Origin of the sequence: Fictibacillus arsenicus (assembly GCF_001999465.1) — a bacterium.
In the GTDB taxonomy this organism is placed as follows: Bacteria; Bacillota; Bacilli; order Bacillales; family Fictibacillaceae; genus Fictibacillus; species Fictibacillus arsenicus.
Genome location: NZ_MQMF01000001.1, coordinates 1055590 through 1080657, shown reverse-complemented (window position 1 = coordinate 1080657; position 25068 = coordinate 1055590). Strand labels below are relative to the sequence as shown.

Annotated in this window: 25 protein-coding genes; all 25 read left to right on the top strand. The window is 32.1% G+C overall.

The window, feature by feature from the left end:
* The gene (locus UN64_RS05265) at positions 1–291 is read left to right on the top strand and encodes a lasso peptide biosynthesis PqqD family chaperone (protein ID WP_077360390.1); all 291 of its coding nucleotides are present in this window, start codon (positions 1–3) and stop codon (positions 289–291) included.
* A 24-nt stretch (positions 292–315) separates the two neighbouring features.
* Positions 316–771 carry a lasso peptide biosynthesis B2 protein gene (locus tag UN64_RS05260; RefSeq protein WP_077360388.1) on the top strand — a complete coding sequence of 152 codons (456 nt, stop codon included), beginning with the start codon at positions 316–318 and terminating at the stop codon, positions 769–771.
* 10 nt (positions 772–781) lie between these two features.
* Positions 782–1990, top strand: a complete 1209-nt coding sequence (locus tag UN64_RS05255; protein ID WP_077360386.1) for a nucleotidyltransferase domain-containing protein — start codon at positions 782–784, stop codon at positions 1988–1990.
* A complete protein-coding gene (locus tag UN64_RS05250; RefSeq protein WP_077360384.1) occupies positions 1987–3780 on the top strand; it encodes an ABC transporter ATP-binding protein in 1794 nt (597 codons plus the stop codon). The genes UN64_RS05255 and UN64_RS05250 overlap by 4 nt, the downstream gene beginning before the upstream one ends.
* Positions 3781–3975: 195 nt before the next feature.
* Complete coding sequence (locus tag UN64_RS05245) at positions 3976–4713, top strand: YveK family protein (RefSeq protein ID WP_077360382.1); 738 nt, start codon at positions 3976–3978, stop codon at positions 4711–4713.
* Positions 4700–5386 carry a CpsD/CapB family tyrosine-protein kinase gene (locus tag UN64_RS05240; protein WP_077360380.1) on the top strand — a complete coding sequence of 229 codons (687 nt, stop codon included), beginning with the start codon at positions 4700–4702 and terminating at the stop codon, positions 5384–5386. Before UN64_RS05245 ends, UN64_RS05240 begins: the two co-directional genes overlap by 14 nt.
* Positions 5387–5647: 261 nt before the next feature.
* Positions 5648–7474 carry a polysaccharide biosynthesis protein gene (locus UN64_RS05235; RefSeq protein WP_077360377.1) on the top strand — a complete coding sequence of 609 codons (1827 nt, stop codon included), beginning with the start codon at positions 5648–5650 and terminating at the stop codon, positions 7472–7474.
* 17 nt (positions 7475–7491) lie between these two features.
* Entirely contained in the window at positions 7492–8376 is an 885-nt protein-coding gene (galU, locus tag UN64_RS05230) for a UTP--glucose-1-phosphate uridylyltransferase GalU (protein WP_077360375.1), read from the top strand.
* A 57-nt stretch (positions 8377–8433) separates the two neighbouring features.
* Positions 8434–9591, top strand: coding sequence for a glycosyltransferase family 4 protein (locus UN64_RS05225; protein ID WP_077360373.1), 1158 nt, complete (start codon positions 8434–8436; stop codon positions 9589–9591).
* Positions 9576–10682, top strand: a complete 1107-nt coding sequence (locus tag UN64_RS05220; protein ID WP_077360371.1) for a glycosyltransferase family 1 protein — start codon at positions 9576–9578, stop codon at positions 10680–10682. Before UN64_RS05225 ends, UN64_RS05220 begins: the two co-directional genes overlap by 16 nt.
* A gap of 3 nt (positions 10683–10685) precedes the next feature.
* A complete protein-coding gene (locus tag UN64_RS05215) occupies positions 10686–11582 on the top strand; it encodes a glycosyltransferase family 2 protein (protein WP_077360369.1) in 897 nt (298 codons plus the stop codon).
* Between the two features lie 14 nt (positions 11583–11596).
* Entirely contained in the window at positions 11597–12679 is a 1083-nt protein-coding gene (locus tag UN64_RS05210; RefSeq protein ID WP_077360367.1) for an EpsG family protein, read from the top strand.
* 5 nt (positions 12680–12684) lie between these two features.
* Positions 12685–13797 carry an acyltransferase family protein gene (locus UN64_RS05205; RefSeq protein WP_077360365.1) on the top strand — a complete coding sequence of 371 codons (1113 nt, stop codon included), beginning with the start codon at positions 12685–12687 and terminating at the stop codon, positions 13795–13797.
* An 11-nt stretch (positions 13798–13808) separates the two neighbouring features.
* Positions 13809–14537 (top strand): glycosyltransferase family 32 protein, encoded by a 729-nt coding sequence (locus UN64_RS05200; RefSeq protein ID WP_425590089.1) that lies wholly within the window; start codon positions 13809–13811, stop codon positions 14535–14537.
* A 15-nt stretch (positions 14538–14552) separates the two neighbouring features.
* Positions 14553–15176 carry an acyltransferase gene (locus tag UN64_RS05195; RefSeq protein WP_077360361.1) on the top strand — a complete coding sequence of 208 codons (624 nt, stop codon included), beginning with the start codon at positions 14553–14555 and terminating at the stop codon, positions 15174–15176.
* A gap of 63 nt (positions 15177–15239) precedes the next feature.
* The gene (locus UN64_RS05190; RefSeq protein ID WP_245801962.1) at positions 15240–16436 is read left to right on the top strand and encodes a glycosyltransferase; all 1197 of its coding nucleotides are present in this window, start codon (positions 15240–15242) and stop codon (positions 16434–16436) included.
* A 31-nt stretch (positions 16437–16467) separates the two neighbouring features.
* A complete protein-coding gene (locus UN64_RS05185; RefSeq protein ID WP_077360359.1) occupies positions 16468–17436 on the top strand; it encodes a polysaccharide pyruvyl transferase family protein in 969 nt (322 codons plus the stop codon).
* 22 nt (positions 17437–17458) lie between these two features.
* A complete protein-coding gene (locus UN64_RS05180; protein ID WP_077360357.1) occupies positions 17459–18724 on the top strand; it encodes a peptidase in 1266 nt (421 codons plus the stop codon).
* A gap of 1 nt (position 18725) precedes the next feature.
* Entirely contained in the window at positions 18726–20276 is a 1551-nt protein-coding gene (locus tag UN64_RS05175; protein WP_077360355.1) for a lipopolysaccharide biosynthesis protein, read from the top strand.
* 50 nt (positions 20277–20326) lie between these two features.
* Entirely contained in the window at positions 20327–21376 is a 1050-nt protein-coding gene (gene galE / locus UN64_RS05170) for a UDP-glucose 4-epimerase GalE (protein WP_077360353.1), read from the top strand.
* A 31-nt stretch (positions 21377–21407) separates the two neighbouring features.
* A complete protein-coding gene (locus tag UN64_RS05165) occupies positions 21408–21590 on the top strand; it encodes a YwzD family small protein (RefSeq protein WP_077360351.1) in 183 nt (60 codons plus the stop codon).
* Entirely contained in the window at positions 21574–22182 is a 609-nt protein-coding gene (locus tag UN64_RS05160) for a sugar transferase (protein WP_077360349.1), read from the top strand. Before UN64_RS05165 ends, UN64_RS05160 begins: the two co-directional genes overlap by 17 nt.
* A complete protein-coding gene (locus UN64_RS05155; protein ID WP_077360347.1) occupies positions 22169–23158 on the top strand; it encodes an ATP-grasp domain-containing protein in 990 nt (329 codons plus the stop codon). Before UN64_RS05160 ends, UN64_RS05155 begins: the two co-directional genes overlap by 14 nt.
* The gene (locus UN64_RS05150; RefSeq protein ID WP_077360345.1) at positions 23148–23849 is read left to right on the top strand and encodes an HAD family hydrolase; all 702 of its coding nucleotides are present in this window, start codon (positions 23148–23150) and stop codon (positions 23847–23849) included. Before UN64_RS05155 ends, UN64_RS05150 begins: the two co-directional genes overlap by 11 nt.
* A gap of 13 nt (positions 23850–23862) precedes the next feature.
* On the top strand, positions 23863–25044 hold the full coding sequence (locus tag UN64_RS05145; RefSeq protein ID WP_077360343.1) for a DegT/DnrJ/EryC1/StrS family aminotransferase: 1182 nt from the start codon (positions 23863–23865) through the stop codon (positions 25042–25044).
* The last annotated feature ends 24 nt before the right edge of the window (positions 25045–25068 follow it).

The window sequence follows — 25068 nt, the reverse complement described above, 5'->3', positions numbered from 1 at the left end:
ATGTTAAAAGTTAAAAACATTTCAAACCTATCCTTAATACAGCAAAATCAAGAAAGTATTGTGAGTGATATGGATGGGGAGACCGTTATGATGAGCATACAGAACGGAAAGTATTATAACTTAGGAACAATTGGAGGATTAATATGGAACAAGATAGCAGACCCGATTACTTTTGATGATCTCATTAAAGGTTTAGTTAAAGAATATGATATTGAAAAAATAGAATGTGAAAAACAGGTCATTTCATTTCTTGAGTCATTATATAAAGAAAAATTAATTACGTTTTTATAAGACTATCAAACTAGGTGTGAAAAGATGAGGTTAATCCATTTTTTACGGATATTTAATTCATTAAATCATGAAATGAGAGTATTAATGATTGAAGCGTACTTTGAATTATGTTTTGCTCGAATATTTAAATTCCTGCCTTTAGCTAAAACATCTAATTATTTTGGTGATTACATGGAAGAGACACCTTTTATAACAAAAAGTTCAGATGAAAAAATATTAAAAAGAATATCTGAAGCCATTCATATTATGAGTCGTCATACATTTTGGGAGAGTCAGTGTATGGTAAAAGCCATAGCTGGAATGAGAATGTTAAAAAAGCGTCAAATTGACTGCACTATATATTTCGGAACTGGTAAGGATGAATCTGGTAAAATGTGTGCACATGCTTGGTTAAGAAGTGGTTCTTATTATATATCTGGTGAAGAAGAAAAGCATAGATTTACTGTGGTTGGTAAATTTGCAAAGAATGTTCAACGATAAGGGGCATAATATGGAAAGTTTAAAAATGCTAGATTTAACTAATATCTCTAAGGAATTGAAATTGCAGTTGGAAATTCTAAAGTTAAATAATGAAGAAATCAATCAAATTGATGATAAATGGTTTACTAATATTGATTGGAATGAATTCGTGGCATTAACTATCCACCACAGAACATTCTGTACTATCTATAAAAAATTAAATCTTGCACATAAAACGTTTATCCCTGATTTTGTAGTACAAAAATTAGCCGAATTTTATAAGATTAATATTTTTAAAATGTTACAGCTATCAGCTGAGATGGACAATGTAAATAAAAAAATGAAAGAACAAGAGATTAAATTTTTACTATTAAAAGGTCCTGCACTTGCAAAAGAATTGTATGGGGATATCTCGCTAAGAACGTCAAGCGATCTTGATATCTTGATACCCATAGAAAAATTATGTGAAGTAGAACAGCTGTTACAAAATGAGGGTTATTTAAAAAATGATTATATTCGCAGTGTCTTAAATGATTGGAAGTGGCGACACCATCATGTTACTTATTTTCATCCTGTTAAAGAAGTTAAACTTGAAATTCACTGGCGTTTAAATCCTGGACCAGCAAGTGAACCTTCATTCAATGAATTATGGTCAAGAAAAAAATTAAGTAAATTAACTTCTTCTCCTCTATATTTACTAGGTAATGAGGATCTTTTCTTATTTTTAGCTTCTCATGGAACGAGACACGGATGGTCAAGGTTAAGATGGCTACTCGATATTTATCAGATAATGAAAAAAGATGAATTTGATTTTATAAAGCTAAAGGTTCTAGCAAATAAACATCAGTATACACGTGTATTAGGTCAATCCATCCGCTTAACTTTTGAAGTTTTTGATGTTCATGTGAAAAACGATCTTAAGGAACTAAACGATAATAAACGCTCAATAAAATTAGCAAAAAGTACCCTTTTTTATTTAGAGAATAAAGTAAATTTACATACTTATCCTGTACCTGAAAGCATTTCTAGTTATCATGAAAGCTATTTGTTTCAATTAAAAACACCGTTACAAAAGCTTTTATTTATTATGAGTTTCTTTTTCCCATATCCAGAAGATCAAGATATATTACCATTACCTAAACGTCTGCATTTTTTATATTTTCCCCTAAGACCGATTATATGGTTGTGGAGCAAAATGAGATTACGTGCTCAATCTTTAAATAGGGGGATATCAAAATGAGCAGCCTCTTATTTTTTGTAAAACAGCTCTATCAATTTACGGGAAAAGTAATTTATATTAACCTTTTGGGAATGGTATTGGTTAGTCTTTTAGAAGGAATCGGTATGTTACTTCTTCTCCCTATGCTTCATATGAGTAATCTGATAAATATTACAGAATCATCTGCTCTTTTTAATGTGTATACGGTCTTTAAAACTCTTCCGGAGAAGCTTGAATTAATTATAATCTTAGGAACTTATATCTTATTAGTTATAGGACACTCCATGTTAAAGCGGAATCTTACTTTAAGAAATGTGAAAATACTTGTTGGTTTTGTTAATCACATTAGATTAACAACGTATAAAGGTTTATTAGAAGCGAATTGGTTATTCTTTATGAGAAGAAGAAAATCCGACTTTATTAATGCTCTTACTGAGGATCTTAATCGTGTTGCTAGTGGTACTAACCTCCTTTTTCAGCTCTTACTATCTCTAATATTTATATTTGTTCAATTGATCATAGCTTTTTGGCTTTCAGTAAAAATCACTTTATTTGTACTATTTGCAGGTTGTATTCTAGGATTCTTCTCTAAACATTCATTAAAAATCTCTAATATTATTGGAATTCAAAAATCTGAAATAGCTAAGCAATATATTGGCGGTTTAACAGATAATTTTAATGGAATAAAGGATATAAAAAGTAATAATTTAGAGTCAACAAGTTATGTATGGTTGAAAGATTGGTGCAAAAGCTTTGAACAAGAGCAGATGGAATTCAGTAAAGTAATGAACAACTCCCAACTTTTATATAAAACAATTTCAGCCATTTTAATTGGACTATTAATTTTTTTATCCATTGTGTTGTTTAAAGCACAACCTGGAAATCTGATATTAATTATTATTATTTTCTCAAGGCTGTGGCCAAAACTTATTGCGATTCAAAATAATCTACAACAACTTGCCATAAATATTCCAGCAATGAATTCTCTTTTGAATTTACAAAGAGTCAGTAAAGAGGCAAAAGAATTACCAGATATCAGCAAAGAGATTCATGAAAAATCGATTAATATCCAACATGAAATTGAATGTAAAAATGTTTACTTCAAATATGCTAACAAATCAAAATGTGTGCTTAATAATATCAATTTGCAAATAAAAGTTAAAGAAATGACAGCAATAGTCGGGATGTCAGGTGCAGGAAAGAGTACTTTGATTGATATTTTGATGGGTCTTCTGCAACCAGAAAGAGGAGAGATTATAATAGATGGATTACCAATCTCACAAGAAAATTTGCTTTCTTTAAGATCAAAAATAGGCTACGTTCCTCAAGAACCTTTTTTATTTAATGGAAGTATTAAAGATAATCTATTAATGGTAAATCCGAATGCTACAGAAGATGACCTATGGGAGGCATTAAATTTCTCAGCTGCAGATTTTGTGAAAAAGCTACCACAAGGCCTCAATACTTTCATTGGTGATCGTGGAGTACGACTCTCTGGAGGGGAACGGCAGCGATTAGTATTAGCGAGGGCTATTTTGAAAAAGCCTTCTATTTTAATATTAGATGAAGCAACAAGTTCCTTAGATTCTGAAAATGAAGGGAAAATACAAGAAGCTTTGGAAAAGCTAAAGGGGAAGTTGACTATTATAGTAATCGCCCATCGTTTATCAACGATTCGAAATGCAGATCAAATATTTGTTTTAAAAGAAGGTAAGGTTATTCAAAATGGTAACTTTAAAATACTTGCCAATGAAAAACAAAAAACATTTAGTTATTTACTTGAAAAACAAATGGTACCTCATAGTAAATAAAAATTAAAAATATGCAAAAAATAGAGTTGACTTGTTCTTTATATAGAACTATACTTGGAGTAATTAAGATAGTTAAATACAAAATTTTGTCGATAAAAAGAGTTTTTTATAACTTTTATATTTTTTTGCTCAATTTGTTCTTTATTAAGAACAAACCGGTAATTAAGATAAGTCATATAAAATAAGGTGGTTTTTATGACGGATCAAAACAGAAAAAATTTTAATCTGAAAAAAACAACAGTAAAAGAAATCGATTTAAAAGAAATATTTAAAATTCTAAAGAGGAGAATAGGGATTATTATTTTAACAACTATAGTAATAACGATATTAGGTGTTCTATACAATAAATATACAACCACTTATTTATATCAGTCATCAACTCGTGTGTTAATAGCTGCCACTGCTGAAGAGATGAAAACTTTAGTGGTGATGATGGAAGACCCTGTAATTATGGAAAAGGTTATTCGTGAAACAGGTATAAGAACATCACCTGAGGGTCTTGCATCACAAATATCAGTAAATATAATCGGCAATTCCCAGGTAGTATTATTATCGGCAGTAGACCGTAATCCACAAATAGCAGCTTTGATAGCTAACAAAACGGCAAAGGTATTTCAGGAGGAAATTGAAAAAATTTTAAATTTTAAGCATGTAAAATTACTTAAAGAAGCAAAAGAAAATCCCAATCCTATCAATGACAATGATATACGTTTTCTAATAATATCTATTTTAATAGGTTTTGGGTTGGGTATAGGTTTAGTGTTCTTCTTAAATTCTTTAGATGAAACAGTAAAAAATGATGAAGAAATAGAGGATTTGATTGGGTTGCCGGTAATTGGAAACATTTCAAAAATAACAAAGAAAAACCTAAAGAAAGATGATAACATTCATGAAGATGTAAAAGTTAGGGGTGAAACAGTTGGGATTCAATAAAAAAAACCCTGTAGCAGCCAAAATGAGATGCTTACTATCATATACTAACCCTTACTCCAGTATAGCGGAGCAATATCGGAGTACACGTACCAATTTATACTTTTTAACAAAAAAAAGCGGTAAGAAAATATTACTGGTTACTTCTCCGAAGAAAGGGGCAGGTAAAACGACTACCCTTATTAATCTTGCTATATCGATGGTAAAAGGAAATGAGAGAGTATTGATTATTGACGCAAACTTTAGAAATCCTTCCCTTCATACGATTTTAAAACTTCAAAATAGAACGGGTCTTATAGATGTTTTGAAAGGCGATTATTCTTATGAAAATGTAGTTCAACAAACATATATCATTGGTTTAGAAGTTTTGACGAGTGGTGATACACGTACAAGTGCATTAGAAGAGCTGGGAACGAATAAGATGACCGAACTGTTGAATAGGATTTCAACAAGTTATGACACGGTATTAATAGATGCCCCTTCTGTACTTGAAGCGGCTGAAGCAAGATTTCTTGCGAGTAAAAGTGACGGTGTGATATTAATTACAAACAGGTTTGTTACGAAGATTGAAGAAATCGCTAAAACCCAAAAAGCTCTAGAAGTTGCTAAAGCCACTATCATTGGAGTCGTTTTAAATGAAAAAAATAATTCCTTTCTAGAAGAATATTTTTTTTAACGATTTGTTCTTTATTTAGAACAATAGTAATGTAAAAAGAATATGTCCGGTGATGTCTGCTTACCGATAGCAATGCAGGCACTCGATCATGCTGTGGGTAGTGATACCTTAGACGCCAGTCGTCGGTAGTGTGATGTGAGGGCGGGTTGAATGCCCATTATTATTTAAAGTTTTTAAAGATGCACACTTATATAAACGAGAGTGTATCTTTAAACACTTTAACAAAAAAAGTCACAATAACAAAAGGAAAGGGGGAGAAAGATGACATATAGACAAAGGATGTCATTATTTTTATTTATTGATTCATGTATTGTTGTGACTGCAGTATACTTTAGTCTGTTCTTGGTAAGTGCAGATTTGCATGTCATTACATCAAGTATATCTTTAAGTGCGATGACACTTATAGTTAGTCATCACTTTTTTGCTCTGCGATTAAATTTATACAAAAAAGTGTGGGAGTACGCAAGCGTTGGGGAACTGATCATTATTCTGAATGTAGTAACTTGCTCCATAATCATAACAGGCATTTTTCAACAGTTTGTACTAAAAGAAACGCAATTTCGTTTATTACTAGTTACATGGTTGCTGCATATGCTTCTTATTGGAGGATCACGCTTTTGTTGGCGGCTTTATCGAGATTCACAAAATAAAAAAATGGATCACAGAAAAAGAACTTTAATTATTGGTGCAGGATCAGCAGGAACGATGGTAGCTAGACAATTGTTAAAAAATAAAGAATCTGATTTGTTTCCAGTTGGATTTATTGATGACGACATAAAAAAACATCAGCTTGATATACTTGGTATCCCTGTTCTAGATGGGGTAAGACAAATTGAAAATATTGTTAGCGAGTTAAAAATTGAAAACATTGTGATCGCTATTCCTTCCTTAAGAAGAAAGGAATTGAATACGATATTCCAAGAATGTGCCAAAACAAAGGCGAAAACAAAAATCCTGCCAATGCTTGAGGACTTAGTCACTGGAAAAGTATCTGTAAATCAGTTTAGGGATGTTCGTGTGGAGGATCTCCTTGGAAGAGAACCTGTGGAATTAGATTTAGAAATTATATCAGATAATATTTTTGACAAAACGGTGTTGGTCACAGGTGCAGGTGGTTCAATAGGATCAGAGATATGCAGGCAGATTTCAAAGTTTAGCCCAAAACAATTAATCCTTTTAGGGCACGGTGAAAACAGTATTTATTCTATAGAAATGAATTTAAAAGAACTTTTTAAAGATAGCACTATACAGTTTATTACTGAAATAGCAGAATTGCAGGATGCTAAAAAAATGATGGATGTGATGAGTACATATCAGCCTGACGTGGTTTATCATGCAGCAGCACATAAGCATGTACCGTTAATGGAACGAAATCCTGAAGAAGCAGTCAAAAATAACATAATTGGCACTTTAAATGCAGCTACTGCTGCAAGTTGGAGTGGTGTCAAAACGTTTGTCATGATCTCATCGGATAAAGCGGTAAACCCAACGAGTGTGATGGGGGCGACAAAAAGGTTAGCTGAAATGATCATCCAGGATTTAAATAATAAAAGTGATACGAAATTTGTAGCAGTTCGTTTTGGTAATGTATTAGGCAGCAGGGGGAGCGTAATTCCACATTTTAAGACTCAAATCGAAAAGGGTGGACCTGTAACGGTTACCCATCCTGATATGGTTCGTTATTTTATGACGATTCCAGAAGCTTCTCGCCTCGTAATACAAGCAGGAGCATTAGCAAAAGGTGGAGAGATCTTTGTTTTAGATATGGGGGAACCAGTAAAAATTGTAGATCTAGCCACAAACCTTATTACATTATCAGGTTATTCAATTGAAGAAATCGGTATAGAATTTTCAGGTATCCGACCAGGTGAAAAGCTATATGAAGAATTATTAGAGAAATCAGAAATACATGAGACACAAATCTACCCCAAAATATATATTGGTAAAACTTCTAACATATATATAGAAGAAATACAGCAATTATTAGACTCGATACAAGAAATGGACAAAGATGAAATTCGAAAAAAGCTTTTAATATTGGCTAATAAACGAGGAGTTTCTGAATCGTTGATGACATTATCTGGTTAAAAAGGAGCCCTAGAGAGATGAGAGTTAAAAAAGCAATAATTCCAGCTGCAGGTCTTGGAACAAGATTTTTGCCAGCTACAAAGGCAATGCCAAAGGAAATGCTACCGATCGTCGATAAACCAACCATTCAATATATAGTGGAAGAAGCCGTTCAATCTGGTATTGAAGATATTATTATCGTAACTGGTAAAGGGAAAAGAGCGATTGAAGATCATTTTGATCATTCAATTGAACTAGAACAAAATTTACTAGAAAAAGGGAAGCTGGAATTATTGGAGGAAGTACAGAAAGCTTCTAAACTAGTTGATATTCATTATATTAGACAAAAAGAACCAAGAGGATTAGGGCACGCAATTTGGTGTGCACGTAAATTTATCGGTAATGAACCATTTGCTGTTCTACTAGGTGATGATATCGTAAAGGCTCAAAAGCCTTGTTTAGCTCAAATGATAGCACAATATGACAGGTATCGTTCTTCCATAATCGGCGTACAACAAGTGCCTGAAAACCAAGTTTCTAGATATGGTATTATCGATGGTCAAAGTTTAACGGATCGCTTGTACTCGGTCAGTCATTTAATTGAAAAACCTAAACAAATTGATGCACCTTCCAATATTGCCATAATGGGTAGATACATATTAAATCCAGGAATTTTTGATATGTTAGAAAACCAGAAGCCGGGTGCAGGTGGAGAAATTCAATTAACGGATGCAATTGCTGAGCTTAACCGGTTTGAAGCCGTTTATGCATACGACTTTGATGGAACCAGATATGATGTGGGCGAAAAGCTTGGTTTTATTCAAACAACGATAGATTTTGCTCTTCAACGTGATGAATTAAGGAATGATCTATTGGATTATTTCTCACAAATTCTAGATAAAAAGCATGCCAAAATAAAATAGATAAAAAAGCAGGTGATCATATTCACCTGCTTTTTTATTTAATATCAAAGGATTGGGATGAAGATGAAAAAAGTTCTGTTTTGTGCAACAGTAGATTCCCATTTTAAAGCGTTTCATCTACCAGTATTAAGATGGTTTAAAGAACAAGGATGGGAAGTTCATGTTGCAGCTGCAGGGTCGATAACTCTTCCATTCGTTGACCAAAAGTTTAGTATCCCGATTCAGCGTTCCCCATTTCACGAAAAGAATTTTAAAGCCTATCAATCTCTTAAATCAATCATAAATAAAAACAACTATGATTTTATACATTGTCACACTCCAATGGGTGGGGTGCTTACCAGAATAGCTGCACGAAATGCAAGAAAAATGGGAACAAAAGTTTTTTATACTGTTCATGGTTTTCATTTTTGCAAAGGTGCCCCTTTAACCAACTGGCTAATCTATTATCCAATTGAAAAAATTCTTTCAACCTACACAGACTGTTTAATAACAATTAATAGTGAGGATTATCAATTAGCTCATAATCATAAATTTTCTGCGGCGAAAATCAAACATATACATGGAGTGGGAGTTGATACTGAACGGTTTAAACCTATAAGTATCAATAAAAAACAATCCAAAAGAGAAGTATATGGCTACAAAAAAGAAGATTTCCTGTTGTTTTATGCTGCAGAATTTAATAAAAACAAAAATCAGCAATTTTTAATCCATTCTCTAGCCCTAGTTAAGGAAAGAATTCCGCAAGTAAAACTTTTATTAGCTGGAACTGGTCCCTTATTAGAAGACTGTAAAAAATTAGCAAAAGACCTTGGTGTTTTTAATTTCATTGATTTCTTAGGATATCGAAAAGATATTCATGAAATATTACCCATGTGTGATCTTGCTGTTGCATCTAGCTTACGTGAGGGATTACCCGTTAATATAATGGAAGCAATGGCTTGTGAATTGCCTGTAATTGCAACACACAATAGAGGTCATATAGAGTTGGTCCAAAATAATAAAACAGGCTGGCTAATTAAGGGCGGCGATGTGAATGATGCTGCTTCAAAAATAATAAGTTTTGCTGAAAATGGTAGTTTGAAAGAGAGAATTGGAAAAACTGGAAGGCAAATTGTTCATAATAAATATGCAATCAATAAAATTCTAGAACAGAATGTCAGCATTTATACAGCTTTCATGGAGGGAGCGGAAAACAGAGGATGGGCAGTCCCATAAGAATTTTGCATGTTGTTGTAAATATGAACCGCGGCGGTGCTGAAACGTTAATTATGAATCTTTACAGAAATATAGATCGTTCAAAAGTACAATTTGACTTTTTAACTTGTAAAATAGGTGAGTTTGATTCTGAGATTGAAAAGCTAGGAGGCAAAATTTTTAGAATTCCTTATGTTTCTGAAGTTGGTCATGTAAAATATATAGACTCTTTAGACAGCTTTTTTACATCTCATAATGAATATAAGATCGTTCATTCTCACTTGGATAAAATGAGTGGATTTGTTCTTCGTTCTGCAAATAAAGCAGGGATACCTATTAAGATTGCTCATAGTCACAGTACTAAAAGCCAGGGGAATATATTTGCCAAATTATACAAATGGTTTGCAGGTAAATATATATTAACAAATTCAACACACTTAATAGCATGTTCAGAAAAGTCTGCTCAATGGATGTTCAAAGAAAAAGCAGATCAATCAATAATTCTTAAAAATGCAGTTGACGTCAGGAAGTTTCAATATGCGGTAAATCAAAAAGATTTAATCAGAAAAAAATTAAATATTAAACCTAATACTCTAGTGATAGGTCATGTAGGAAGGTTTGATTATCCAAAGAATCACAGATTTTTAATTAAGATCTTAAATTATATAGTCAATAAAAATCAAGATACAGTTTTATTATTAATAGGTGATGGAAAATTAAAATCTACCATTGAAAAGAAAGTAAGAAAGTTGAATCTACAAGATCATGTTAAGTTTCTTGGAGTTAGAAATGATGTAGATTTACTCCTGCATGCTATGGATGTTTTTGTGTTTCCTTCAATTTATGAAGGTTTACCTGTAACACTTATTGAAGCCCAAGCAGCAGGTTTACCTTGTCTCGTTTCAGATAAAGTCACAAAAGAAGTCACAATGAATAGTAACTCCATTGAATTTCTACCTTTGAATAATATAAAAAAGTGGGTTGATTCAATAGATGATAGAAGAAATAAAGTTTTTGTTAAAACAAACGAACTTAGAATTTTTAATGAAGGTTATGAAATATCAAGTGTAGCTAACTCCACACAAGAAATGTATTTATCCGTGGCGAGGTGAACCATGAAGAAAATAACAGTTTTTACCCCTACATATAATAGAGCTTATTGTCTTCATAGATGTTATGAAAGTTTAAAAAGGCAAACGTCAAATAGTTTTACCTGGCTTATCATTGATGATGGTTCGACGGATGATACGTATGATTTGGTTTTATCATGGATTAATGAGAACCATATAGAAATAAAATATTTTTGGCAAGAAAATCAGGGTATGCATGCTGCACACAATACTGCCTACAAGTTCATAGATACCGAACTAAATGTATGTATTGATTCAGATGATTATATGCCAAAAGATGCTATAGAAAAAATCATAAACTATTGGGATAAGTATGGGAATGCAGAGGTTAGTGGAATAATTGGTCTAGATTCTGATTTTCGTGGTGGAATAATTGGTTCTTATCTTCCTACAGATATTGAGAAATCAACACTCTTTCATTTATATAATAAATATGGTGTTAAAGGAGATAAGAAACTGGTATATCGTACTGAACTAACTAAGAATTATCAATATCCTATATTTCCTGATGAAAAATATGTTGGATTAGCATATAAGTATTATAAACTAGATCAGCATTATGAAATGCTTTTAATGAACGAGGTTCTTTGCTGTGTAGAGTACTTACCAGATGGTTCGTCTATGAATATGATATCCCAATATATAAAAAACCCTAGGGGATTCGCTTTTTATAGAAAAGAACTCATGAAACTGCCATATTGTAATATTTTCTTTAAGTTTAAACAAGCTATCCATTATGTAGCGAGCAGCTGTATTTCAAAAAATAAAAAGTTTCTTATAGAAACACCATGTAAGCTATTAACGATATTAGCAACACCAATTGGCTTAACTCTTTATGGTTATATTATTACTAAATCCAAAAAAGTAAATATTAGTAGTTAGAAAGGATCCTCAAGATGACAATTCTATGGTTTAATCTTGCGGTTATTTTTTTGTTTGCATTTTTCTCAAGATACTTTTCCACAGCAAAAGTCAGTAATAACGGATTGGTCCTCATTAAACCAAATAAAATACTTATTTTTTTATTAACTTTAGTCCTCGTGTTAATCTCTGGCCTTAGAAATAACATCGGTGATACATATTTTTACATGCATGGATATAAAATTACTGATTTTACTTGGGAATATATACATAAAAGCAGGGACTTAGGTTTTAATGTATTTCAGATGATTCTAAAGTCATTATCCAATGATCCGCAAGTATTGATATTAGTTACAGCATTAATAACAAACTTGTTTATAGTAATAATCTTATATCAATACTCTCGATTAATAGAATTAAGTTTATATGTATACATTACGAGTGGTTTACACTTAGTATCTATGAACGGTATAAGACAATTCATGGCTGCTTCAATTATTTTTATCGCAACAAAATATCTACTTAATGGTGATTGGAAAAAGTATTTTCTTATCATTTTATTGGCTTCTACTATTCACCAGAGTGCACTTATCCTTCTTCCTATATATTTTTTAGTTCGGAATAAAGCGTGGTCTCGATCAACTTACTTATTATTATTATTATCCTTAATAATTGTAGCTGGATATAATCAGTTTTCCGAAATTTTGTTTGCCTCTTTGGAGGATACGCAATATGGACATTATCAAAACTTCTCAGAAGGCGGGGCAAATATTATTAGGGTATTGGTAAATGCCATTCCATTAATAATAGCTTTTATAGGTAGGGAAAAGTTAAGAGAAATTTTTCCTAAAAGTGATTACATAGTAAACATGTCACTTGTTGGACTATTATTTTTAGTTGTTTCTACACAAAATTGGATTTTCGCGAGATTTATTATTTATTTTGGATTATACCAGCTTATTTTAATTTCATGGATTGTAAAGGTATTCAGTAAACAAAGTGAAAAAGTTATATATTATTCAATTTTAATTTTCTATTTTCTATTTTATTTTTACGAATGTGTAATGGTGTTCGGAACAGAGTATCATAGTGATTATTTAACTAGTTTAAAGGAGTAGGAAAATTGATATCCAATATTAAAAATCAAAAAAAGCTGGTTATATTAGATACATTAACTTCTTTTAGATTTTTTGCAGCATTGATGGTTTATCTGTACCACGTTGGAATAGGTGCAGATTATAAAACAGGATATTTAGGAGTAAGCTTTTTCTTTATTTTATCGGGTTTTATATTAGTGTATAACTATAAAGAAAAACTAAATGAGTTTGATCCTATCCAGTTAAAAAAATTCTACATAGCCAGAGTTGCTAAGATATATCCCATTCATCTTTTTACTTTTCTTTTAGCTGTACCCTATTATTTTTTTATCCCGTTAAAACATGAATCTTTTCTATATATCTTCCAAGCTATCACTAATATTGCATTAATTCATAGTTTTATTCCTTTTGGAAACGTATCGTTTAATGGTGTGTCCTGGAGTTTATCTGACGAGATGTTTTTCTATCTATTATTCCCTTTTATTATTTATTACGGGTTTAAGCTATCATTGGTAAACTCGCTTAAATTAATTGGGGCTACATGGATCATTACACTTTTATTAGCACTTTATCTTCCAAGTGAAAGTAGTTTTTCACAATGGTTTTTTTATTTTTTTCCAGGAATAAGAATTATTGAATTTTTAGGAGGGATGTTTTTAGGAGCGATTTATTTAAAGGTTAGGAGAAGATTTTACAAATCTTTCTTATTATTTTCTTCCTTAGAAGTTATGTCGATTCTATTTTTTATTACAATGGTTTTTATATCTCCTCAGTTCACACAAAATTTACGCTACGGGTTAATTTTCATTCCTTCCATTCTATTAATTATCTTTGTTTTTGCTTTTCAAAGAGGTTTTTTGTCAAAATTGTTCTCTAATAAATTATTTGTATATTTAGGTAATATAAGCTTTTCGTTTTATATGGTACACAATTTGTTTTTATCATACATTATGTTTTTATGGAAACCTAACATTGACCAAGGTTTTGTCATATTAATATGTTTATTGTTATCTACACTTTCAAGCTCATTATTATATCATTTCCTTGAAGAACCTATGAGAAAGAAAGTAAAAGCAATTCTTGAAGAAAGATTTATCGCTAGTGGTAAGACTATAAAAGTGGGAAGTAAAGCTTTATAGGGGGGATTTTTTTGAATCAAAAAATTGAAAAAAAGATACATTATTGCTGGTTTGGTAAACAAAAAAAACCAAATATAGTGATTAGATGTCTAGAAAGCTGGGGGAAGTATTTAACGGAATATGAAATTATAGAATGGAACGAAAACAATTTTGATATTAATTGTAATACTTATGTGAAAGAGGCATATGAACAGGGCAAATTTGCTTTTGTCAGTGACTTTGTAAGAGTATATGCTTTATATCATTATGGAGGAGTGTATTTAGATACTGACGTTGAAGTATTTAAAAACTTTAATGATCTTCTTCATCATGATTCTTTTTGGGGTTTTGAACAGGAGAATTACGTTGCGACGAGCACGATAGGGGCAGCTAAAGGAAATAAATTAATTAAAATATTTTTAGATTCATATAGTAATAGACCTTTTATTAAAAAAGATGGTTCATTCGATGAAATGACAAATGTAACAACGATTACTAACCTTCTTAAAGAGCAAGGATTAGTACAGAACGGTAAATATCAAGTAATTCAAAACTTGGGAACTTTTTATCCCCAAACCTATTTCTCTCCATTTGATTATATTAATTGTAGAAAACGAATAACAAACAACACTTACGCTATGCATCATTTTTATAAAAGCTGGTTGTCACCAAAAGCAAAAGCAAAAAGTAATTTAAAAAATGGGCTTGCAAAGGTGATTGGAGGAAATGGTATTGCTTTTTTAAGAAAGCTCAAGGGTTGATAAGGGGTTGGAAAAATGATAAAAATATTAATAAAAATTGTGAAGACATTTACTAATGAAGTTCAACATAGAGGTGTCTATTTTACTTTTTTAATGATGTTTTCACATTTTGTTGGAACAGTTCGAGGTCTATATTATAAATTGATTTATATGCGTAATATACAATCGAGTATTTTTTCTATGCAATCTAATAGTAAAATTGAGATTTTTAATAAAAGAGCAAAGTTGAAGATAGGTAATTTTGTATTCATTAGAAAGAATGCAAGCATCCGCATAGACTTTAAAGGGAAATTAGAATTAAACGAAAAAGTTTTTATAAATGATAACTGTAATATAAACTGCGTTAACAAAATTATTATCGGCAAGTATACAAAGATAGCTTCAAATGTAAGTATTAATGATCATGATCATAATTATAAAAATGAAAAAGAAGGGCATTTATTGTTGGGAGAAGTGCTTATTGGAGAAAATGTTTGGATAGGTTCAAATGTAGTCATCCTTAAAAATACAGTTATAGGAGACAATTCAGTAATTGCTGCAGGAAGTGTAGTAAATGGTAATGTCCCGCCAAATACGATTTTCATGAATAAGAGAGAAAAAATAATTAAAAAGCAATTATACCAAGCTGTTAATGGTTGATAAAAAGATTTATAAGTGAAAACTTATAAGTCTTTTTTATTTTAATAAGTAGAAGGTGTGAAATTGAGGAAAAATATATTAATTACGGTATATAACATGGAAATTGGTGGAATTGAAAGAAGTTTAATTAATATGTTAGAGAGTTTCGACTATTCAAAATTCAATGTAGATTTGATGATCTTCCATCACACTGGCGAGTTTATGAAATTGATCCCAAACCAAGTAAACGTTTTACCTGAAAATAAAAAATATACGATAATCCGCAAATCTTTTAAACAGTGCTTAAAGGAAAGGTGTTATATTCCAATCGCAATTAGAACATTATGTAAATTACAGGCAAGTATACTTGCAAAATTTAGAGGTCTAGAAGAGGGATCCGGGTATATAGAAATGCAGCTTTCATCAAAGTATCTCAGTAATTTCATGCCAAAAATGGATAAAAATTATGATTTAGCTATTAGTTATGCCTGGCCACATGACATAACGGAAAAAAACGTGAATGCTCGTAGAAAAATTGCTTGGATTCATACGGATTACAGTAAGTTAGAGGTTGATATAAAGATAGATTTAGAGGTATGGGAGAAATATGATTTTATCGCTTCTATTTCAGAGGCATGTACAGAAGCATTTTTGACAAAATATCCATCATTAAAAGAAAAAATCATTTTAGTAGAGAATATTAATTCACCAGAATTTATAAAGAAGATGGCTATTCAAGATAAACAAGATGTATTTAAAGATAATTACTTCAATATTGTATCTGTAGGAAGACTTTCTTATGTAAAAGGCTTTGATAATGCAGTTAATGCATTAAAAATACTGCATGATAAAGGATTCACAAATATCAAATGGTATGTTGTTGGTTATGGGGGGTTCGAATTAGAACTTAGAAAATTAATAAAGCAATTTGGTATGGAGAATAGCTTTATTTTACTTGGGAAAAAGATTAATCCGTATGTTTTTATAAAAGCTTGTGACCTATATGTTCAGCCTTCTAGATATGAAGGGAAAGCAGTTACGGTTACGGAAGCGAAAATTTTGGGCAAACCCATTTTAATCACCAATTATCCCACTGCCGGCAGTCAAGTAATAGAAGGTAAGGAAGGGATAATATGTGACCAAAGTGTTGAGGGATTGGTAAATGGTATTCAAGAACTTTATAGAAACGAAGAGTTAAGGCAACATCTTATAAAAAATAATGATAACCATAACCATGACAATAGTAATCTATTAAATAATTTATATGAAGTTATTAGTTAATTTAAAAACTGTCTAATTATTGGAGGCAAATATGGAAAATGTTTTAATGTTAGATACTTCTGTCGGCTCACTTAACAAAGGAGACGACATCATAATGAAAAGTGTAAGACAAGAACTTTCTATTATTACAAAGAATGCATATGTATTAACTTTACCGACACATGTCTCTCCTTTTCATTGGTATCAAGTGGCTAGGAAATCAAATAGAGTCCAGCTTTACAGCGATGCGAAGTTTAAATTTGTTGGTGGGTCAAACTTGCTGACGACAGATATGTTAACCCATTTTCCTCAATGGAATATTAATATTTTTAATTATATGCCACTCAAAGGTAGTGTATTAGTAGGTGTCGGCGCTGGAAAAGGTGATTATATCAACTACTATACAAAGCACCTTTATAAGAAGGTCCTATCTCATAAATATATACATAGTGTTAGAGATGAGAGAACTAAAAGTATGCTTGAAGATATAGGTTTTAGGGCTCTTAATACAGGGTGTGCAACACTTTGGTCACTTACTCCTGAATTTTGTAAAGTGATTCCTACAACAAAATCTAATAAGGTTGTTTTTACGTTAACTCACCATTCAAAAGATCTAGTAAATGATCAATTATTAATCAATATCTTAAACAAGAATTATGAAGAAGTCTATTTCTGGATACAAGACTCAAAGGACTTGCTTTATTTTAATGAGTTAAACAATACAGAGAATATAAAAATAGTTCCACCTACATTAGATGATTATGAGAAAGTTTTAAGAACAGATGTTGATTATATCGGAACAAGACTACATGGTGGAATACATGCCATGAAACACAAAAAACGATCCATCATAATATCGATTGATGAAAGAGCCCAAGGTATGAGTGAATCATATAATTTGAACACGATTAAGAGAAATGATTTTTCCAGTCTTGAAAAAATGATAAATTCATCGTTTCAGACTGATGTAAATATTAACTTCGAAAGAGTAAATACATGGCTAAATCAATTTAAATTTTAGTAAGGTTATAGGAGTTGGAGAAATGGGCAATATAACACTTAATAAGGTTTATGTAGATAAAAACAGAGTAGATTATTTCTTTAGTGTTAGTAGTGATCTTCAGAAATATTTTAATAAAAATAATCATTTATTTTTTGAGTACAATTATGAAATCACCGATGTTCCCGAAAGTATATTAGCAATTCCTTTTGTCTCTAATGTAATCCCTTTAACCTGGCTTACAAACTCCACATTGTCGATTACGGAGTTGGATAAGTCCTTTTTTAATTGTTTGAAAGAAGTTAAAGCTGCTTATCAAGAAATGTTTCCTCATATCTTGTTATATGGCGATGTTTCTGTTAAAAAAATAGTTGAAAATAAGTATGAACCTGAAGTTGAAGCAGCTGCTTTGTTTAGTGGAGGACTTGACGCCGTAACAACTTTTATCCGGATTAAAGATAAGAAGCCTTTACTAATAACAGAGTATGGATGGCATCAAAATGACACCAATTATAGTGAAGTCTGGGAAGCTGATAAAAATAATGCGATAGAATTTGCGAATCGCTATAACCTAGAGAATGTACTTATTCAGTCAAACTACGGAACTTTTATTAAAGCTCAGATAATAGATGCTGATTTTAGTAAAAAGCTGGGAGATACTTGGTGGCATGGTCTTCATCATGGACTGGCAATTATTTCAGCACCTATTCCTATAGCTCATAAGTTGAAGGTGCAATGTATTTATATAGCTAGTTCTAACTCACCATTGCTTAAAATTAGCTGCGCTTCTGATCCAACTATAGATAATAAAATTAAATATAGTTCGGGTAACGTTTTTCATGATGGTTATGAGCTGAACCGGCAAGATAAAGTTAAGGTTTTAGTAGATTATTCTAAAAACAATTCTCCTATTAAAGTGAGGGTTTGTTTTAAGAATGAGTACAATTGTTGTAAATGTGAGAAGTGCTTAAGAACAATCTTTGGAATAATTGCTGAGGGTATGAATCCAGAAGAGTTTGGATTTCACTTGCCAAATAATCTATCTGACGACTTGAAAATCAAACTCGATAATGAGGTTAAATTTTTTACAGATACATTTATTAAAATATACTGGATCCTTATTCAATCTAAAATGAAAGAAAATCATAAAAAAGTGTTATATCCAGACTTACTAGATTGGTTTCTAAGTTACAACTTTTTAAAGGAACGGCAAAAAGCATTGCTAAAATACCGAGTAATGAATTTCTTACCTATCATAAAACGAAAAATCAGGATTAAGTTAAATAATTTACGAACTGAAGATATTTAATATGAGAGTACAGAATTCACTTAAAAATATCTTTTTCGGTTTGTCTAGTCAATTCATCAGTATCATTTTGGGTTTTATAGTTAGGACCATTTTCATTTATATGTTAGGGGTTGAGTACTTAGGGATTGATGGTTTGTTCTCAAGTATATTAATGATGTTGTCACTTGCTAATCTAGGGTTCGATACAGCTATTATTTATAGTCTTTATAAACCCTTAGCAGAAAAGAATTATTATCAAATTCAGGCATTAATGAATCTTTATAAAAAAGCATATAGAATTGTTGCTTTAGCTGTATTGGTAATAGGTATAAGCATTATGCCTTTCTTACCATCATTAATGAATGGAGAAACAACAGTAAACAATATTAATCTAATATACTTACTTTTCCTTATTAATTCAGTGCTATCCTATTTATTTATTTATAAGCAATCTATTGTAATAGCAGATCAACGTCATCATGTTATTTCTAAGATTCATACGGCATCTGTCATTTTGACTAATTTATTTCAAGTTATGCTTTTATTGCTAACCGCAAATTACATCGTGTTCCTAATCGTTCAAATAATTTGTAGAAACTTAGAAAATATATATACCGCTCATATAGCAAATAAACTCTATCCATTGTTAAAGGAAAAGAATGAATCAAAACTTACTAAAGAAGAGAAGAGATCTTTCTTTGAAAACTTGTATTCTTTGTTGTTATACAAAATAAGTGGGGTTGTGATAAACGGTACCGATAATATTGTGATTTCTTCATTTATTGGATTGAAATGGGTCGGTATATATTCAAATTATTTATTAATTATCAATACAATAAACACTTTACTTGGTTACATTTTTTATTCTGTAACTGCCAGTGTTGGTAATTTAAACACGACAGAAAATGCGGAAAAGAAATTTTTTATCTTTCGTGTTCTAAATTTAGTTAACTTTTGGATCTATGGGCTAATTTCTGTTTTTTTATGGATCCTGATAAATCCAATTATCAACTTTTGGCTTGGTCCAGAATTTTTGTTTTCAGAAGTAGTCTTGTTTTTTATTGTCCTTAATTTTTTCACAGCAGGTATGCAAAATACAACTACTATATTTAGAGAAACTACGGGTTTATTTAAGAAAGGAAAATACAGACCAATTGTTGCTGCATTAATTAATATTGCAGCATCTATATATTTAGCAAACCAGATAGGGGTAGCGGGAGTATTTTTAGGAACGGTTATTAGTAGAATGTGTACATACTTCTGGTACGATCCTTATGTCATTTATAAGTATGAGTTTAAGACGACCATTCAATCCTATTATTTCAGATACGGATTATTTACAATTTTAGTATTAGCTTCAATTTTTATTATAGAAGTTTTTTCAATGTTGTTACCAGTAAATACCGTAGCTAACTTTTCGATAAAATTCGTTCTTTGTATGATTATTCCTAATGTTATCTTTTTCATTTTGTTTAGAAAAAGTGAGGAATTTGAGTATCTAATTAGTATTTTGACTGGTATTGTTCAAAATGTTAAGCCCAAAAATTTATTCAAACGATCTTATAACACTTAAGTACACCTTATTATCGGTGTATTTTTTTATGGATAAAAGGAGGAATTCACTTGGCAATTCTAATCACTGGCGGGGCAGGGTATATCGGTAGTCATGCATGTGTAGAGTTATTAAATACTGGTTATGAGTTAGTGGTGTTAGATAACTTTTCAAACAGCAAGCCAGAAGTTCTTTCCCGAATCAAAGAAATCACAGGAAAAAACTTCACTTTTTATGAAGTCGATCTCCTTAGCAAGGAAGCTATTGATTCTATTTTTTCACGGCATGATATAAATGCTGTAATCCACTTTGCGGGATACAAAGCGGTGGGAGAATCAGTTTGTGAGCCGCTAAAGTATTATCACAATAACATCACCGGTACACTTAACCTTTGTGATGTGATGAATAAGCATGGAGTTCATGACTTAGTGTTTAGTTCCTCCGCTACTGTTTATGGCATACCCCACCAAATACCGATAACTGAAGATTTTCCTTTAGGAGCAACAAATCCCTATGGACGCACAAAACAGATGATCGAAGAAATTTTACGTGATCTGTATGTGTCTGATAAGAGGTGGAGTGTTGCTCTTTTGCGTTATTTCAACCCGATTGGTGCTCATGAAAGCGGAAGGATTGGTGAGGATCCCAACGGCATTCCAAACAATTTAATGCCATATATATCACAAGTGGCAGCTGGAAAACTTGAGCAGCTTAATGTATTTGGAGATGACTATGAGACTGTGGATGGGACTGGAGTCAGAGATTATATTCACGTTGTAGATTTAGCAAAAGGTCATCTAAAAGCTCTTGAACGTGTACTTTTAACAACCGGGGTTGATGCATACAATTTAGGAAGCGGTTTTGGCCATAGTGTTCTTGAAATGGTTGATGCGTTTGAACAGGCATCTGGACAGGAAATTCCATATGTAATAAAAGATCGACGACCTGGTGATGTTGGTATTTGCTTTGCGGATACACAAAAAGCTAATCAGAACCTAAATTGGGTTGCTGAAAAAACCTTAACAGATATGTGTAAAGATACTTGGAAATGGCAATCAAATAACCCAGCAGGATACACTAAAACGCAAGACCACGTAACAAGCATACAATTAGCACCATAAGTTTTATTTTAGAAAGAAGTGAGGGTACGAAATGAACCTGTTTGAAAAATTAACACAAGATCAATTGAAAAACATTCTAATGGACGTGCAACAAAAAGGGGAAAACCTCCAAATTCATGGTGCTCAAGAAATGATCAATGAGCTAAAAAAGCAGATTATTGGTTCTCTAAATCAAGACTATTGGGAGATTGAAAGATATGAAGAGAGCGTTTGATGTTTTTTGTGCGACGGGTTTGTTGTTTCTTTTTATCTTGATAATGGGTGTTGTTGCTATCTTAGTAAAAAGAAAATTAGGCTCTCCCGTTATCTTTAAACAACAGAGACCAGGACTTCAGGCAAAACCGTTTTATCTATATAAATTTCGAACGATGACAGAGCAACGAGATAGCTTGGGTAATCTATTACCTGATGAAGTTCGGTTAACTGCTTTTGGTCAGTTCTTAAGAAAGTATAGTCTAGATGAGCTGCCACAGCTATGGAATGTCCTGAAAGGCGATATTAGTCTTGTAGGACCACGTCCATTGTTAATGAGTTACTTGGAGCTATATACAAAAGAACAGATGAAGAGACATGATGTTAAGCCTGGTATAACTGGATGGGCACAAGTAAATGGAAGAAACACAATTTCTTGGGAAGAGAAATTTAGACTAGACGTCTGGTATGCACAAAACCACAGTTTTTTACTAGATTTAAAGATATTATTACTGACCTTTAAGAAAGTATTTAAGACTGAAGGGATAAAACATGCTAACCATGCTACAATGCCGGTTTACAAGGGGAGTTTAACAGAATATGAAAAAATGTGAAGCTAACATTTTATTTACGAGTTCGGGTCGAAGAGTGTCTTTAATTAATATGTTTAAAGACTGTATTGCTGATAATAATCTGACCGGTAAAATAATTACAGCAGATAATAAAAATAATGCACCAACTACATTTTTTAGTGATAAGCATTACATTGTTTCAAGAGTTAATAATCCGAATTATATTAACGAATTAGTCAGTATCTGTATAAATGAAAATATTAAACTCTTAATACCGTTGATTGATACAGAACTAACTGTTCTATCGAAAAACAGAAAAAGATTTGATGAGCTGGGAGTAAAAGTTCTGGTTTCAAGCAATCAGTTAAATGACATAGCCTACGATAAAGTAGAAACCTATAAATTCTTTTATGAAAATAAGATATTAACGCCAAAAGTCTATAGTGATGACGAATTGAATAATAGGGAGTTTCAATTCCCATTACTTATAAAGCCTAGGAATGGCAGTTCAAGTATTGGTGTTACGAAAGTAAATAATTTAAATGAATTAATGTTTTTCAAAAGTTATATTCAGAACGCGATGGTTCAAGAATTTGTGAAAGGCGAGGAATATACGATTGATGTAATGGTAGATATGCAGGGGAATATTAAAACAATCGTCCCACGTTTGCGAATAGAAACTAGAGCTGGAGAAGTGAGCAAAGGTATTACCAGAAAAGATTCTTCTATAATTGATGCTGTAAAAGATGTAGTGAAGAAGCTTCCGGGGGCGGTTGGGTGTATAACCTTACAATGTTTTAAAAAGGATAATGGGGAAATCACGTTCATTGAGATTAACCCTCGTTTTGGAGGTGGTGTACCTTTGGCTATAAAAGCAGGTGCTAATTTTCCAAAATGGGCAATAGATTTGATTGATGAAACTGTTTTTAATGAGACAGATCTTTCTTGGCAGGAAGGTTTAACCATGCTTAGGTATGATGAGGCTGTATTTACGGAGAAGTTTGAGTATGCCAATTAAAGCTGTAGTTTTCGATATGGATGATACTTTATTTAAAGAAACGGATTATGTTTTAAGCGGTTTTTCGGCTGTAGATAAATGGCTTGAGGAAACCATAGGACTATTCGGTTTTTATCATCATGCGATAGAGCTCTTTGGTAAAGGAGAAAAAAAGTACATTTTTAATAGGGTTTTAGATTCATTAAAGGTAAGGTACAACAAGGATTTTATATGCCAGTTAATCGATGTTTATAGAAATCACACACCCATTATATCTCTTTTAGAGGATGCAAGATACGTATTAAACAACTTGCAAGATTCGATTAAAGTAGGTCTAATAACAGACGGATATTTATCCTCTCAAAAACAAAAATTTGATGCATTAGGAATACAAGAAAAATTCGACACAGTTATCTTTACTGATGAACTAGGTAGGGATCATTGGAAACCAGATCCTCTTCCTTATGAACTTGCAAGTTTGAAGTTGAAAAGTATACCTTCTGAATGTATTTATATTGGTGATAATGTAAACAAAGATTTTGTAACCGCAAAAAAACTTGGCTGGCTTACTGTTCATATAAACAGATATGAGGGAATCTATTCACAAGCAAAAGTTTCTAATGAGTATGAAGCAGATTATCAAATTAATGACATGAAAGAACTATTTCATATAGAAAAATTAAAACATTTGTTTAAATTACAAGTTGTATAAAGGAGGTTACCACATGCCACATCATTCAACTAAGAAAAGGATTTTCCTTTCCGCGCCGCACATGAGTGGGAATGAACAGAAGTATGTTAAACAAGCGTTTAATACGAATTGGATCGCGCCACTTGGTCCAAATGTTGATGCTTTTGAAAAAGAATTATCTGCATATGTTGGAGCAAGTGAAGGTGTTGCGTTAAGTTCTGGAACCGCAGCCATTCATCTTGCTCTTTCTTTGTTAGGTGTGGGAAAAGGTGACATTGTTTTTTGTTCGAGTCTTACTTTTGTGGCAAGTGCTAACCCTATCCTTTATCAGGGTGCTGAACCTGTGTTTATAGATTCGGAACCAGATACATGGAATATGTCACTTCAAGCCCTTGAAAAAGCATTTAAAGTAGCAGCATTAAACGGAAAGCTGCCAAAAGCAGTTATTGTTGTAAATCTATATGGCCAAAGTGCAAAAATGGATGAAATCCTTGCTATTTGTAACGGATATAATGTTCCTATTATTGAGGATGCAGCAGAATCACTAGGATCCTCATATAAAGGAAAGGCAAGCGGAACTTTCGGAAAGTTTGGTATTTACTCATTTAACGGTAATAAAATTATAACGACATCTGGCGGCGGCATGCTGGTTTCTGAGGATACTGAGGCAATAAACAAAGCGCGCTTCTTATCCACACAAGCGCGGGATGAAGCCATTCATTATCAGCATAGCCAGATGGGATACAACTACCGGATGAGTAATATTCTTGCTGGAGTTGGCCGAGGTCAGCTGGAGGTTTTGGAGCAGAGGGTAATGGAAAAAAGAGATGTATTCAATTTTTATTATGAAGAGTTAGCTGAATTACCAGGTTTAAACTTCATGCCAGAACTTGAAGGAACTTACACCAATCGTTGGCTAACGGCATTAACTATAGAGGAAAAAGTTACAGGAGTTTCTGCAAATACACTGATAGAAGCTTTAGCAGAAGAAAATATTGAGGCACGTCCAGTTTGGAAACCTCTGCATCTGCAGCCTTTATTTCAAGATGCAGCATACTTCTCACACGAAAAGGACTACAGTGTTTCAGAAGCCCTTTTTAATTCAGGAATTTGTCTTCCGTCAGGTACAAATATGACAAAAGCGGACCAGCTGCGTGTTATAAGTTGCATCAAATCTGTTCTGATTATTAATCAACCATACGTGATATCAGGTTAGAGAATCTAAAGAGTAAGGCAATAA

What these genes read in the sequence shown, in the direction of transcription:
- UN64_RS05265 (WP_077360390.1), top strand. Translation starts at nt 1, where the DNA reads ATGTTAAAAGTTAAAAACATTTCAAACCTATCCTTAATACAGCAAAAT.
- UN64_RS05260 (WP_077360388.1), top strand. Translation starts at nt 316, where the DNA reads ATGAGGTTAATCCATTTTTTACGGATATTTAATTCATTAAATCATGAA.
- UN64_RS05255 (WP_077360386.1), top strand. Translation starts at nt 782, where the DNA reads ATGGAAAGTTTAAAAATGCTAGATTTAACTAATATCTCTAAGGAATTG.
- UN64_RS05250 (WP_077360384.1), top strand. Translation starts at nt 1,987, where the DNA reads ATGAGCAGCCTCTTATTTTTTGTAAAACAGCTCTATCAATTTACGGGA.
- UN64_RS05245 (WP_077360382.1), top strand. Translation starts at nt 3,976, where the DNA reads ATGACGGATCAAAACAGAAAAAATTTTAATCTGAAAAAAACAACAGTA.
- UN64_RS05235 (WP_077360377.1), top strand. Translation starts at nt 5,648, where the DNA reads ATGACATATAGACAAAGGATGTCATTATTTTTATTTATTGATTCATGT.
- galU (WP_077360375.1), top strand. Translation starts at nt 7,492, where the DNA reads ATGAGAGTTAAAAAAGCAATAATTCCAGCTGCAGGTCTTGGAACAAGA.
- UN64_RS05225 (WP_077360373.1), top strand. Translation starts at nt 8,434, where the DNA reads ATGAAGATGAAAAAAGTTCTGTTTTGTGCAACAGTAGATTCCCATTTT.
- UN64_RS05220 (WP_077360371.1), top strand. Translation starts at nt 9,576, where the DNA reads ATGGGCAGTCCCATAAGAATTTTGCATGTTGTTGTAAATATGAACCGC.
- UN64_RS05215 (WP_077360369.1), top strand. Translation starts at nt 10,686, where the DNA reads ATGAAGAAAATAACAGTTTTTACCCCTACATATAATAGAGCTTATTGT.
- UN64_RS05210 (WP_077360367.1), top strand. Translation starts at nt 11,597, where the DNA reads ATGACAATTCTATGGTTTAATCTTGCGGTTATTTTTTTGTTTGCATTT.
- UN64_RS05195 (WP_077360361.1), top strand. Translation starts at nt 14,553, where the DNA reads ATGATAAAAATATTAATAAAAATTGTGAAGACATTTACTAATGAAGTT.
- UN64_RS05185 (WP_077360359.1), top strand. Translation starts at nt 16,468, where the DNA reads ATGGAAAATGTTTTAATGTTAGATACTTCTGTCGGCTCACTTAACAAA.
- UN64_RS05180 (WP_077360357.1), top strand. Translation starts at nt 17,459, where the DNA reads ATGGGCAATATAACACTTAATAAGGTTTATGTAGATAAAAACAGAGTA.
- UN64_RS05175 (WP_077360355.1), top strand. Translation starts at nt 18,726, where the DNA reads ATGAGAGTACAGAATTCACTTAAAAATATCTTTTTCGGTTTGTCTAGT.
- UN64_RS05165 (WP_077360351.1), top strand. Translation starts at nt 21,408, where the DNA reads ATGAACCTGTTTGAAAAATTAACACAAGATCAATTGAAAAACATTCTA.
- UN64_RS05160 (WP_077360349.1), top strand. Translation starts at nt 21,574, where the DNA reads ATGAAGAGAGCGTTTGATGTTTTTTGTGCGACGGGTTTGTTGTTTCTT.
- UN64_RS05155 (WP_077360347.1), top strand. Translation starts at nt 22,169, where the DNA reads ATGAAAAAATGTGAAGCTAACATTTTATTTACGAGTTCGGGTCGAAGA.
- UN64_RS05150 (WP_077360345.1), top strand. Translation starts at nt 23,148, where the DNA reads ATGCCAATTAAAGCTGTAGTTTTCGATATGGATGATACTTTATTTAAA.
- UN64_RS05145 (WP_077360343.1), top strand. Translation starts at nt 23,863, where the DNA reads ATGCCACATCATTCAACTAAGAAAAGGATTTTCCTTTCCGCGCCGCAC.